Origin of the sequence: Mesotoga sp. UBA5825, from assembly GCF_002432955.1 — a bacterium.
Classification (GTDB): Bacteria; Thermotogota; Thermotogae; order Petrotogales; family Kosmotogaceae; genus Mesotoga.
This window is the reverse complement of record NZ_DJHG01000094.1, coordinates 1-12,874: the sequence shown is the minus strand read 5'-3', so window position 1 is coordinate 12,874 and position 12,874 is coordinate 1. Positions and strand designations below refer to the sequence as shown.

Sequence of the window (12,874 nt, the reverse complement as noted above, 5' to 3'; positions counted from 1 at the left end):
GCTGGATACGGACATGGAAACCTTCCTGAGATACTACCCGTGCAACCACACTCACGGTGTCTACGGCGATTTTGTAGAGGAACTGGTACAGTTCTGTGATATAAAGGGTATTGATTACCAGATTCTTGCAGAGTAAACTGCATTTCAAGACATATAGTTTCTTAAGAAAGGAGCCTAATAATGTTATACATTGACGGTATTTGTGAAAAGAGCGTTGAGCTCGTTAAGCAACCTGTTTTTGCAGGAATAACAACTAACCCGACTATCCTGAAACGCGACAGACCAGGATGGGGCCTAATGGACGCAATGAAGTTTCTCTCGAAGGTCCCGGGAGAGCGTCACTTTGTTCAAGGCAGCATATCATCGACAAACTGGATACAGAAAGTGAAGGAGTTCATCAAGAAGAGTGATTTCGACCCCGAATTCTTCACCGTAAAGCTTCCTTGGGACCCGGAAAAGGCGTCGTCATTTGTTCCTGAGCTTGACGAGATTGGTGTCGGTGTTTGTGCAACGGCAGTTTACACGGTAGAGCAGTATTATGCCGCGCTCAGCATGGAAGTCGAGTATGTGGCCGTGTACTTCGACAGAATGAAGAAGGCTGGAATCGATCCGGAGGAGAGGATCACCGAAATGCTTGAGATCGGAGACTGGCACTCAAATGCCCCTCGAATAATAGCGGCAAGCATTAAGGATATCGATAGCGCAAACAAGCTTCTTTCTCTCGGGGTCCACGATCTCACTCTCCCAATAGAAATTGCGAAAGAATACATAAAGGGAAGCTTTCCTGCAGATGATCTCGATAGATTCGAGGGAGACTTCAAGTTATGAAGGATTGGCCTAAGCCGGTTCTGTGCTCTGGAGAGATCCTCTTCGATTTCATCTCTAGAGAACCGATGAAGGGCCTGGAAGGCACCACCCTGTTCGAGAAGAAACCGGGTGGCGCCCCTTTCAACATCTCTGCCGGCCTTCATAGGCTTGGAGTTCCTATGGAATTTCTTGCGAAGATCGGGATGGATGAATTTGGTAACGCACTACTCGAGTATTTGAAGTCTCTCGGAATGTCCACGGGCTACATCGTACGAGAAAGAGGCACAAAGACTCCGATAGCATTTGCTGCGCTGGATGGCGAAGGCAAACCTGAATTTCGCTTCTACTGGGACCACGCCGCCCATTTATCGCTCAAATCAGAAGAAATAAGAGAGATCGACCCTCTGAACTTTTCTCTTTTCCATTTTGGCGCGATAGTTCTCCTTGAAGAACCGTCGGCATCCACTTATATGGAACTGTTTGAAAGGTTCAGTTCAGGAGGAGTCAAGACTTCATTCGACCCCAACATTCGAAGAAGCGCAATAGAAGAACACGATTCATTCAGGGCCATAGTCAAAGAAATCATCTCCAGAGTCGATATTCTCAAGCTCAGCGACGACGACCTGCTATATATATGTGACAGCGACAGTCTGGATAAGGCCCTATCCCGACTGGAAGTCAGACCGGACACGCTCGTCTTCCTTACCCTAGGCAGCAGGGGATCTATTGTTTATCGCGGAAGGACTTCTGTAAGGAGAGAGGGGTTCAAAGTAAGAGTGGCCGAGACCACCGGTTGTGGAGATTCATTCATGGCCGCAGTAATCTCGAGGCTCTACAATATGGACCATAAAGAACTGCATAATCTTACCGAAGAAGCTCTGGGAAGCATTCTGACTTTTGCCAACGCAGAGGCTGCGATCGTCGCAACAAGATATGGCGGAGCAAGCTCGATGCCAACCGAAAGCGAAGTGAACCAGTTCCTTATGGAACGGGGTGTAGATCGTTGATCGGATTCCTCGCTATAGACATCGGTGCCTCCAGCGGCAAGGCCTTCGTCGGAAAGTACGATCGAAACAGGCTGGTTCTGGAAGAAGTACATCGCTTTTCAAACGAGCCAATTCATGTTGCCGGTTCGACTCACTGGAACCTCATTTCGCTTTACAGGAATGTAGTGGACAGCATTAAGGCTGCTTCAGTTCTGGGAATTGAGATTCGCAGCGTAGGAATCGACACCTGGGGAGTGGATTTCGGGCTGATCGACAGTTCCGGCTCGATTCAAGGTGACCCGAGACACTACAGGGACATGTTCAAGGACGATTCCATGGATTACGCAATAAAGAAGGCCGGCAAGCGATGGATCTTCGACAGAGCCCCAACACAGTTTCAGCCATTCAACACTCTCTATCAGCTTATATCTCTCAAACGCAAAAACAGCCGTCACCTGAAGAAGGCAGATACCCTTCTCCCGATGCCCTCACTGCTTACCTACTTCCTTACAGGGGAGAAGCTGACAGAGTTCACTTTCGCCACTACTACACAACTCTTCGACCCCGATCGGCATGACTGGAGCGAAGAGCTGATGAGATTTTTCGATCTACCTGAGATAATGACTCCTATTGTTGATCCTGGCGAAATCGCCGGAGAACTGCTTCCCTCAATCTCGAAAGAGCTCGATATAAAGGGCATGAAGGTCATTCTCCCCGCAAGCCACGACACGGCATCGGCCGTTTCGTCCATGGATCTTTCAGATGATTCGATGTTCGTCAGCGCCGGAACCTGGTGCCTGGAAGGGGTGTTGATCGACAAACCTTCCAGAGAAGAATATGTTATTGAAAACAACCTTGCCAACGAGGGCTGCTACGGAAGGAAGTACCGCCTGCTCAAGAATCTGACCGGTCTCTGGTTGGTTCAGGAACTACTCAGAGAGTGGAGGAAATCGGACCCTAATCTCGATCACTATGCATTGACCGAGATGGCGCAGACCGCCAGAAGCTATGAGAGAAAGATCGATATCGAATCCAAAGCCTTCAAGAAACCAAAAAACATGGAGAAGGCTATACTCTCCGAAACCAAGAGTCTCGGGATCTCTTTGCAAAACAAGGGGGAGATCGTGAGAGCCGCGATCGAAGGAATTGCTTACCAGACGGAGCAGACGAGAAAACAATTGCAGTCAATAACCGGCCGGTCAATACGGAATATCAGAATGGTAGGCGGCGGCATTCGCAACAGACTTCTCTGTCAGCTGGTGTCAGACTACACAGGGCTTCCGGTAGTTGCAGGACCGGCAGAAGGGACTGCCACAGGTAACATCATAGTGCAGATGCTGGGCCTTGGAGAACTAAGTGACCTATCGCAGGCTCACGATCTTATTCAACGCTCATTCAACTTTCAAGAATACACTCCAAAAATGCGAGACTTCATCTAAAGAAACTCTTGACTTTGGCGACGTACTGTCTTGCCTTCTCCTCTATCTCTTCCGGAGTCCCCTTAGTCAGATCGGATCCTATACCAACAGCGGCCGTGCCTGCCTTAAACCATTTGTCGATATTGTCTAGACTGACCCCTCCGGACACTACGCAGAGAGCGTCGGGGAACGGTCCTTTCAGAGACTTAACGAAAGATGGGGAAAGGACGTCGCCGGGAAAGACTTTAACCATAGAACAGCCGAGCCCTGTGGCCTTGACATACTCAGTAGGCGTCATTATCCCCGGAAGGTAAAGCGTCTCGAGAGCCCTTGACTGTATTGCAAGCTCTTCGGACAAGTGGGGACTTACCACGTATTTTGCGCCGCTCTTAACCGCTATGTTAAACTGTTCGTCAGTGATAACCGTTCCAGCTCCAACGTAAGCCCCCTTTATCTCTTCAGAGAGAATCGATATAGCCTTCGGTGCGTCTGGAACCGTGAATGTAATCTCAAGGATCTTTATGCCACCTTTAAAGCAGCTCCTTCCTATCTCTACACATCTATCGACACTATCGCTTCTTATAACAGCCATTATCTTCTCTTGCAGAATGATATTCTTCACTCCAACCCTCCATTCATAGTTTTCAAAGAACGATTCTTCCAAAAGACTTGAGAACAGTTAGCGCCCTCAACGTAATTATAGCAACCCATTCATCCCATGACTTGGCCATTTCTCCGTCATAGAAGCTCTTGGACCAGGCGGGCTTGACTTTTCCATGCGTCTGAAACTCCCTGATATAGTACTCGATATTTTCTTCAATCAGATTCTGATCGATGCAGAAAAACTCGTCAGGGGAGGACACGAAGTCAAGAGGTTTCGCCACATACTCCGTCCTCCATTCTTCTTCATCCTTGCTCACAAGAGAACATACGGCTTCAGACAGCTTTGGCATGAGCTTGGCAGCCGTTTCTTCTTCAAGCTGTCTATAGAGTCTCACAAAACAGAAAACTTCGTGAAAGGAACCGAACTCGTCTTTGCTTTCAAGATACTCGATCGCCTTTAGGATGAGCATGTCTGTATCTAGACTTGTGTACTCCCTGTATCTGTGCAGATACCCAATTAATTCAGCGGTCGGGTTTCCCCAATTCGCATCAATCGCGCACATTCCCTTTTCTTCGTCGTACTCCCACCACGGAGCGTGCGGATGGTCGTTGACGGCTTTCGGAACTGCAAACCATCCCTTCCGTTCGGGAACATATGTGTTGTCAAGGTATTCAATTGACTTTGAGATAATCCCCTTTGCGAGAGGTACCTCATCGAAATCTCGCAAATATTGAAGTGCTATACTTGTCGCCATTGGAGATGAAGCTGGTAGTCTAAAATCCGGTTCTATTCCGTTTCCAAAACCTCCATCCAAATTTTGATAACCGGCGATTTCCTCGACAACATCATTTGCCGGGCCATCCATGAAATGGTAAGCAAAGAGCCTTCTTTCCAATTCTCTTCCACTCTCGAGAATAAAGTACTGGGCTCTTCTCAAAGGTTCCTTTTCAAGATAGAGCATCTCGAATACCCCCTTTATGTCTTCATCGTTGCCGACTGTGAACTCCCAAAACTTTCACGATCTCGAAGCTTGCTCCCAAAGGGCTGACCAAAACAGATTTCTTCTCCAGAGAAATGGTGACTGCTTGTGGTCGACCAAATTGCCGAATCACTGATTAATACCAAAACGTCGAGCTTTCAATGCCTTCTCTTGATGACAGATCACCGCCAAAGTGAGTGTCTGATGCAATCGCTGCACCTGCCCAAGCTAAAGGCTCTAGATGGGCCGCCCGGTTTGAAAACAAGAAAGTCACGGTTGTAGTCGCACCCAATCTCACTTCTTGCTGACCGTGTCCTCATCTCACTCATTCTCCGTGCTCTCTATACATTCGCCGGAGGATCCTAACTCTCTCTGCATTATCCCTCTCATATNNTATTCGCGCAAGAGTGGCGGGTCACCAATCTGTCAGTCGGCTATGATCAATCAAGTCAACCAAGTTCACCTTTTCAAAAACCACTCGGCGAGATTCTCGTACAGCTCTCCTCTCCCTGGAACGGGACCTTCAAGCTCACTGTTCCAGAACACATAAGAAAGACTGTGGGCCAGAATCAACACCGGAACATCATTTGTCCAGATCCTGTACGCGCCCAGATAATAAGGAGTCCGACTTGCCCAATCAGGTTCTATAGCGGCTCTTCTCAAAATCCTAAAAATCTGCTGGTTCAGATAACCGACTTCCCATCCCGTACTCAAATCATGTTCGTATTCATTGGTCCAGGGAGCAATTTCAGGGTACTCGAAAGCCTGAACTCGAAGGTAGGCCAGCTCGTAATCCGCGCCGTTGATGTCGCGAAGAAGGGTGCCCCAATCAAGCTTTTCGACTTCAAGCTTCACCCCTATTCTATCCCAGCTTCTTCTTAGTTCCTCAAGCAATCTCGTCTCAACTCCATGATAGACTTTAATCTTCAAAGTAATGCCATTAGGATAGCCAGAATTTGCAAGAAGACTCTTCGCCCTTTCCGGATCGTATGGGAGATCCACTATCTGAGCCTCCAGTGTCTTGAAGAGTGCTGTCCTTGGATCGATAGGAATGAACGTCTTCATGGAATTTGGAATAGCTTCGAGAAGTGATTCATAGTTTAGAGACATCTTCATGGCCTGTCTTACCGCCTTCTCCGCAAGCAATTCGTTCCTGTGGTTTATCAAAACAACATGATAAGTACCGTCCGGAAAGCTTCCCGAATTGAAGGTTTCTGATGAAGATAGCCTTATAAGTGTTTCGTTCTCCTCAGGTCCGTTGAAAAGCAGATGGAGCTCACCCCTTTCGAACATCTCGATCCTGTCTGAAGGTTCCGCCACTTCAACTAGCCTGATCTCATCAAGGAGACTCTTTTCAGGCCAATTATCGAAAACGAGAGGGAACAGGTTGTCGGCATGTCCTCCGTGCCAGTTCGGATTCCTCTTGAGAACAATGTTGCCCTTCACACTCTTCTGATCAAGAAGAAACGGACCCGAAGATGCTTCTAGAGGAGGCTTGTCCATCTCATGACTTGTCTTGAGGTTTTCGGGCGCAATTCCTAGCTTGTCTTGATAAACATGTTTTGCAAGAATCCCCGTCCTCAGGGAGTTTATGAATTCAGGATATGCCGAAGTGAAACTGAAAACCGCCGATTTGCTGTCTATTATCGTCAGCCCTTCATATCTAGGATCGTTAAGTGTTTGAAATAACGGAGAACTATCGGTATTGCGCCACGCTCTAACCGAATACTCTATGTCTGCAGTGGTTATAGGAGTGCCGTCATACCAGAAAATGTCTCTCCTCAACTCGATAAACAGTCGCGTGTTCGAGTCTCTCCATTCGAACTTCTCTACGAGAGAGGGGCTCAACTCGTCACCGCTTGCCAATCTGAATAGCGGATCCTGAATCGCAAACGTTACCCAAAAATCCCCTTCTGAAAGCTCAAACCCAGGCAAGAAGCTGAAAGTAGTATCCACAGGGAGGTATATCGTACCCCCGGCAACCTCAGCGTAAGTGAACTCATCACCTGTCTCTCTTACTTTCAGAACCGCTGTGAAAGAACTTGAAACTAACACGAGTATGAGAATAGCCAGAATAAGTCTCCTCACCGCAACCTCCAGAAACTTGTGTATTACCTCCATTATATTAGATGAAGAGAATTCAGTTTTGTTCGGAACAGGCAGGGGCTTCTGAAGAACGTGCCAGCAGTTGACGTTGGGGAAAGAACCTTGAAAAATAGTTGGTGGTGGATTGTTCGTTGTTGGTAAGAGTACAAATAGCCAAAGAGAGACTCCAGAGCAAGTATCTATTCTTAGTTCCAGAGCGAGTACCTGTTCNNTGTTCTTCGTTCTTGGTTAAGGTCAAAAAACTTGAGCTAAAATGAGCATTACATAATGGGATCTGCTCTTCGTTCTCGATTGCGAACAACACTATTAACTCCCGCTTTCTCGCGCTCTCTAATCATCTCATGGTTCTTAACCAAGAACCTGGGCGCAGCTCGGAACGATGAACCACTCTTTAAATCCTCGCTTGAGCACTCAACCTGGATCTAATCTCATCCGTCTCGTTCTCTCTCATCGTCTCGTGGTTTTTTGACTAAGACGACGATTCCGGAGGACGGTGGACCGTTGACGGACGACGGGTCCTTGTCTTCCCAGCGATCAGCGAATATCGGCTCTTCGGACGGCAGCTCTTTGACGGTTACCCTAAACCAGAAGGTTTCTGCAGTTTTTGCTTTTGACGATGAATAGTGTATATTCTACTTGTAGGACATCCTACATCACAAGAGAGGCGGTGTAGATGAAGGATATCGATCTTAACCATCATATTCATACTTCTCTTTCGGGAAAGATCCATAGCGAAATGAGAAACCTTATACTGAGCGGAGAGTTGAAGGCTGGCGAGAAGCTTCCTTCTGAACCTGACCTGGCAAGAAAGCTCGGTGTGAGCAGAAACTCTCTAAGGGAGGCGATTGGTCTTCTTCAGAAGGATGGTCTCCTCCTCAAAAGGCACGGGATCGGCACTTTTGTTACAGACAGATACCCGATCATCAAGGGTGGTATAGAAAGGCTTTCAAGCATAGCAAGTTTCATTGAATCTCAGGGCCATTCTGCAAGAAGCGAGGTCATACAGTTCGAAGAGTGTGTGTGCGATGGAAGGGCCGGCGAGCTTCTTGAACTGGAGGAAGGGAGCATAGTATATCTTCTTGAGACTGTGAAGTACGCTTCCGAGATTCCGGTTGCTGTTTGTGTTGACGTAATTCCGAGATCATTCGTTTCTCAAATAGATCCGGAGAGAATTCAGGGTTCCGTCTTTGAGGGTCTTGGAAAACACTATAATATCGACATAAGATATGCGGAGTGTGATCTCATTCCTTTCAAGTCCGACGAAGGATTGTCAAGAAAGCTGAGGATCGACGTAGGCACTTCGGTGCTCTTGCTTGAGCAAATTCATTACGACGTTCAAGATAGAAAGGTTCTGTACTCGAAGAGTTATTTGCCATCAGGAACGTTCACTTTCAAGCTCATCAGAAGACGTTAATACATTAGCTCAACAGGAGGTATGGCGAAATGAGGAAGCTCGTACTTGCAATCGTTCTCTTACTGGGTGTCGTTCTTTCGGCTACTACGCTCGAAGTTCTGTGGATGGGATGGCCGCAAGATCAGGTTATGCAGGTGATCAACGAGTTCAAAGCCGAGAATCCGGGAATCGATGTGGACATTCAGCTCGTTCCTTTTGGCCAGCTGTTTCAGACAATTGAAGTCCGTTTGGCCGCCGGAGACGGTACTCCCGACGTTTACATCGTAGACGGACCCAATACCGCTTCTTACGCGGCAAGAGGTTATCTTCTCCCTCTCGACGAGCACTTTTCCGAAGAAGAGATGGCAGCCTGGTTCGATGCCTCCATAGAAGAGGGCAGTTATCATGGAACATTCTACTCCGTACCTTACGGAACTTCTTCCGCAGGTCTCTTCTATAACAAGGCCATCTTTGAAGAATATGGTATCCCCTTTCCTCCGGAGAGTCTTGAAGAGAGGCTGACGTGGGAAGAGGTTGCTGAAATTGCCAAGCAGCTTACGAAGGACACGAACGGAGACGGCATAACAGATATCTGGGGCCTGGTAATTGAGCAGATAGACAGACCCTATCTTATCTTCCCTATGGTTCAGTCTCTCGGTGCATCAGTACTCTCTGACGATGGTTTTGTCTCACAGGGATACATCACTTCAGATGCTTTTGTGGAAGGCTCGACGTTCTACTGGAAGCTGTTTAATGAATGGAAGGTAAGCCCTCAAGGTCTAAGTGACTCGGCTATCTCACGAGAGTATTTCGGAACCGGAAGAGCAGCAATGATGCTGGGGAATGAGTGGAACATAAGAAGAATGCTCCAATATCCCGATCTAGATTACGGACTCTCCCCCTTCCCATACTTCGATGGCGGAGTTGCGGTAACTCCTACGGGCAGCTGGCATGTCGGAATCAACTCTAAGACGAAGAAGCTCGATGCCGCCCTTGCTTTCACGAAGTTCATAACTGGTAAAGACGCCGTGATTACATGGCACAATCTAAACGGAATAGCGCCTGCTAGATCCGATGTTTACGAAGCACTCCCCCAGGTATTCGACAACCCCATGTGGCAGCTGTTTATTGCTGAGATGGAGACAACGGCAGTTCCGAGGCCGCGAACACCGGGTTATTCTCAGTATGAGCTCATGCTCAGAGAGGCATTCAACTCAATTCATTATGGTGCCGATCCGAGAAGCACGCTTGAGGAAGTCGCGGCAAGAATAGATAGAGAGCTTAGAAGATACAGATAATCGATTTTGGGATCGTACTTGACCTTAGGGTATTTCGGATGGTGTGCTGATGTTTCGAAACAATAAAGTGGCGTGGCTTTTCGTTCTCCCCGCGCTCGCGTTCTTAGTCGTTTTCAAAATCTGGCCTATTGGCGTTTCAGTTATTGAGAGCCTCACCACGACTAGTTTCACAGGGGTAAAGTCATTCGTGGGATTCGAAAACTACGAATATCTCTTCAAGTACGATCCCGTTTTTTGGAAATCGTTTTCCGTTACCCTAATCTACTCGATAGTTGTCAACCCGCTGATCGTGCTGACATCGTTATTAATGGCGCTGCTTCTTAACTCAAGCCATTTCTTCACCAAGTTTTTCAGAACAGTTTTCTTCTTGCCTGCGGCGATTTCATTCGCGGTCGTTTCGGTGATCTGGATGGTTATGCTTGATCCCTACAACGGACTGGCCAACAGCTTCTTAACCATGTTTGGCTTCAAACCCCAGCCCTTCTTCGCCTCTCCGAATCAGGCTCTTTGGGGGCTTGTCCTGCTGAACGTATGGAGAAGTTCCGGTTACTGGATGATGTACTTTCTTGCTGGACTGCAGAACATTCCGGAGACATTGTACGAAGCGGCTGACATCGACGGAGCTTCTACATTCAGGAAGACGTTCAGGATAACTCTCCCATTGCTAACGAGAACCATATCGTTCGTTCTCGTTGCAAATACCGCTTTCAACTTCCTGAGCTTCGCGCCGGTATATATAATAACCAAGGGTGGCCCCATGGGTTCGACCAACCTTCTCATGTACGAATCCTACAAGAGCGCCTTCGTCAATCTCGACATGGGAAGGGCCTCGGCCATTACCACGATCTTGCTTGGTATTATCCTTCTATTCAGTTTTTTCGAGCTGCGATTCACCAGGGCTCGATTCGAGTATTGAGGTGGAATCATGAAGAAAAGAAGTCCGTGGAAAACTCTAGTTCTATTCGCCATTCTAGGCATAATAAGCCTCTTCTTCCTAATCCCGCTTATATGGGTAATCGCATCTGCGTTGAGGCCGGCCAGCCCACTCTATGAATATGCAAACCCCCTCACCTGGAGAACTTTCGTTCCTACTAATCCTACGTTAGAGAACTTTGTTCACATATTCGTAAACCTGAACTTTGGCAGGGCCCTTATGAACAGTCTTCTCGTCTCAGTCTCAACGATTCTCCTAACAATTCTTGTGGCCTCAATGGCAGGATTCGCGCTCGCTAAATTCGAGTTCAGGGGCAAGGCGGCCCTTTTCACAATAGTCCTGATAACCTTCATGGTTCCCTTCGAATCGATTGTCATACCCCTCTATATCCTCATTAAGCAGCTGCGGATAGACAACACTTACTGGGCCCTGATCCTTCCCGGTGTCGCCAACGGCCTCGCCATCTTCCTGTTCAGGCAGTTCTTCTCCGAAGTGCCTTCAGAGATAATGGAAGCGGCAAGGATTGACGGTGCCTCCTGGTTCAGGATCTACTGGAAGATAGCTATTCCATTGAGCGTACCGGCAATAGTGACCGTGATTGTTATGGTATTCATGTTCCAGTGGAACTCATTGTTCTGGCCTCTTGTAGCAACCCATTCAAGCAGATTCGAAGTTGTGCAGGTAGCCATAGCGGCACACAGATCAACAGAAAACACCAGCTGGGCGAACTTATTCAGCTCGGCCATCGCCGGAAGCCTTCCGCCGGTCATTCTCTTCCTCTTCCTCCAGAAGTATTTCGTTCGGGGGATAAGCGGAACTGGATTGAAAGGATGATTATATGGACACTTCAAAAAAGGCAAAGAATCACTTGCAGATTTCTGCCAGCTCTCTCCCGGAGACAGCTCTTCTACCGGGCGATCCGGCTAGAGTCTATGAGATAGGAGAGTACTTGAGCGATGTCGAAGAGGTTGGAAACAACAGGGATTACACAACGATTACCGGCAAATACAAGGAACTGCCGATCACAGTATGTTCAAGCGGAATCGGAGGCCCTTCGACTGAGATCGCCGTAGTTGAACTCAACAAACTTGGAGTGAATACGATAATTCGCGTTGGAACCTCCGGAGGATTGGCGCCTGATGTGAAGCCCGGCGATCTTATGGTTATTTCAAGCTGCATAAGATACTCCGGAACTTCAAACCTCTTCATCCCGGAGAATTTCCCGGCTGTGGCGGATTATCTACTGCTCATGGCACTGGTTTCTGCCTGCGATGATTCCGGTGTAAACTACCACGTAGGCATGGGGCTTTCACTGGATTCCTTCTATGCAACGAAGCCCGCTCTTCTGAGAGAAAACTTCCCATCTATGATATACGGAAAGCTGGAAGAATGGATCGCCGCCGGTGCTCTTCAGCTCGATATGGAAGCGGCGACTTTATACGTTCTTTCTTCTCTCCTGAAGATCAAGGCCGTGACTATCTGCACTGCCGGATCGAACATACCGAAAGGGGAGAGGCCGGACCCGCATCCTTCAAATGAGAATGCGATTAGGGCAGCATGCGAGGGGGCTTTGAAGTACAACAACTGGCACGAAATCTCAATCAGGCGGGGAAAGGACTTCACTCTCCCCCCGATTGCCGATCAGGGGTGAAGAACTGTGAGTGAGAGACTGACAGGAAAAACGGCACTGATTTTCGGGGCCGGGAGAGTCGGAGGCTCGGCCGCCAGAGCCTTTGTAAACGAGGGCGCGAAGGTCATTATACTGGATAGAGACGAAGATAAGCTTGAAACGCTTAAGGAAGAGCTCGAGCAAACGAAAAGAGGATTCTGCTCGACGATATGCGCAAACATAGACAATCAAAAAGATGTGGACGAGATCTCCAATCTGATTGAAGAGAATACATGGAAGGTAGACATTCTTCTTAACTGCCCCGCTTACATATTCAGGGCGCCTTTTCTAAACCACCCAATTGATGAGATTGATCGACAGTGGCATATAAACGTGAGGATAGTGTTCATGGTAAGTCAGGCAGTAGCAAAGATGATGGCAAAGAACGGTGGTGGAAAGATTATCAATCTGGCCTCGGTCGGAGGGCTCTTTCCAGAGAAAGAACATGCCGGCCACTGTGCTGCCAAGGCGGGAATAATAGCTATTTCGAGGGTGATGGCCCTTGAACTCGCTTCACTGAACATTCAAGTGAACGTAATTGCACCCGGCCCAACTGAGACCATCCCTTTTTCGTCACCTTTCTATTCACAGCATCCAGAAGTTTTGAAAAGAATTGAAGAAAGAACCCCTGCCGGAAGAATAGGACATCCAGAAGACCACACCGGCCTCATGGTATTTCT

General features: G+C 48.0%; 12 protein-coding genes and 1 pseudogene (1 of these 13 cut by a window edge). 10 read left to right on the top strand and 3 right to left on the bottom strand.

The genetic code is table 11. The annotated features are described in order from the left end of the window. From B3N33_RS09380 to B3N33_RS09365, 4 genes and pseudogenes are all read left to right on the top strand, one after another. Positions 1-136, top strand: a pseudogene (locus B3N33_RS09380) (L-fucose/L-arabinose isomerase family protein) (it extends 1,287 nt beyond the left edge of the window). Between the two features lie 44 nt (positions 137-180). Further along, positions 181-828: a transaldolase family protein gene (locus B3N33_RS09375; protein WP_102818978.1), complete on the top strand. Its 648-nt coding sequence runs from the start codon at positions 181-183 to the stop codon at positions 826-828. Continuing rightward, positions 825-1,814 (top strand): carbohydrate kinase family protein, encoded by a 990-nt coding sequence (locus B3N33_RS09370; protein ID WP_292590251.1) that lies wholly within the window; start codon positions 825-827, stop codon positions 1,812-1,814. The genes B3N33_RS09375 and B3N33_RS09370 overlap by 4 nt, the downstream gene beginning before the upstream one ends. Further along, positions 1,811-3,232, top strand: coding sequence for a rhamnulokinase (locus B3N33_RS09365; protein WP_292590253.1), 1,422 nt, complete (start codon positions 1,811-1,813; stop codon positions 3,230-3,232). Before B3N33_RS09370 ends, B3N33_RS09365 begins: the two co-directional genes overlap by 4 nt. Here B3N33_RS09365 and B3N33_RS09360 read toward each other — a convergent pair. From B3N33_RS09360 to B3N33_RS09350, 3 genes are all read right to left on the bottom strand, one after another. After that, complete coding sequence (locus B3N33_RS09360; protein WP_102818975.1) at positions 3,225-3,833, bottom strand: bifunctional 4-hydroxy-2-oxoglutarate aldolase/2-dehydro-3-deoxy-phosphogluconate aldolase; 609 nt, start codon at positions 3,831-3,833, stop codon at positions 3,225-3,227. The genes B3N33_RS09365 and B3N33_RS09360 overlap by 8 nt on opposite strands. A 22-nt stretch (positions 3,834-3,855) precedes the next feature. After that, on the bottom strand, positions 3,856-4,776 hold the full coding sequence (locus B3N33_RS09355) for a hypothetical protein (RefSeq protein ID WP_102818974.1): 921 nt from the start codon (positions 4,774-4,776) through the stop codon (positions 3,856-3,858). A gap of 477 nt (positions 4,777-5,253) precedes the next feature. Beyond that, positions 5,254-6,882, bottom strand: a complete 1,629-nt coding sequence (locus B3N33_RS09350) for an ABC transporter substrate-binding protein (protein ID WP_214061494.1) — start codon at positions 6,880-6,882, stop codon at positions 5,254-5,256. Between the two features lie 691 nt (positions 6,883-7,573). Here B3N33_RS09350 and B3N33_RS09345 point away from each other — a divergent pair. The 6 genes from B3N33_RS09345 to B3N33_RS09320 all read left to right on the top strand — a co-directional run. Beyond that, the gene (locus B3N33_RS09345) at positions 7,574-8,314 is read left to right on the top strand and encodes a GntR family transcriptional regulator (protein ID WP_214061493.1); all 741 of its coding nucleotides are present in this window, start codon (positions 7,574-7,576) and stop codon (positions 8,312-8,314) included. 29 nt (positions 8,315-8,343) lie between these two features. Next, positions 8,344-9,591, top strand: coding sequence for an ABC transporter substrate-binding protein (locus B3N33_RS09340; RefSeq protein ID WP_103134491.1), 1,248 nt, complete (start codon positions 8,344-8,346; stop codon positions 9,589-9,591). Positions 9,592-9,640: 49 nt separating this feature from the next. Beyond that, a complete protein-coding gene (locus tag B3N33_RS09335) occupies positions 9,641-10,507 on the top strand; it encodes a carbohydrate ABC transporter permease (protein ID WP_102818970.1) in 867 nt (288 codons plus the stop codon). A gap of 9 nt (positions 10,508-10,516) precedes the next feature. Further along, positions 10,517-11,359, top strand: coding sequence for a carbohydrate ABC transporter permease (locus B3N33_RS09330; RefSeq protein WP_214061492.1), 843 nt, complete (start codon positions 10,517-10,519; stop codon positions 11,357-11,359). Positions 11,360-11,363: 4 nt separating this feature from the next. Continuing rightward, a complete protein-coding gene (locus B3N33_RS09325; protein ID WP_214061491.1) occupies positions 11,364-12,176 on the top strand; it encodes a nucleoside phosphorylase in 813 nt (270 codons plus the stop codon). 6 nt (positions 12,177-12,182) lie between these two features. Beyond that, on the top strand, positions 12,183-12,874 hold a 692-nt coding region (locus tag B3N33_RS09320; RefSeq protein WP_292593136.1), incomplete at its 3' end, for an SDR family NAD(P)-dependent oxidoreductase.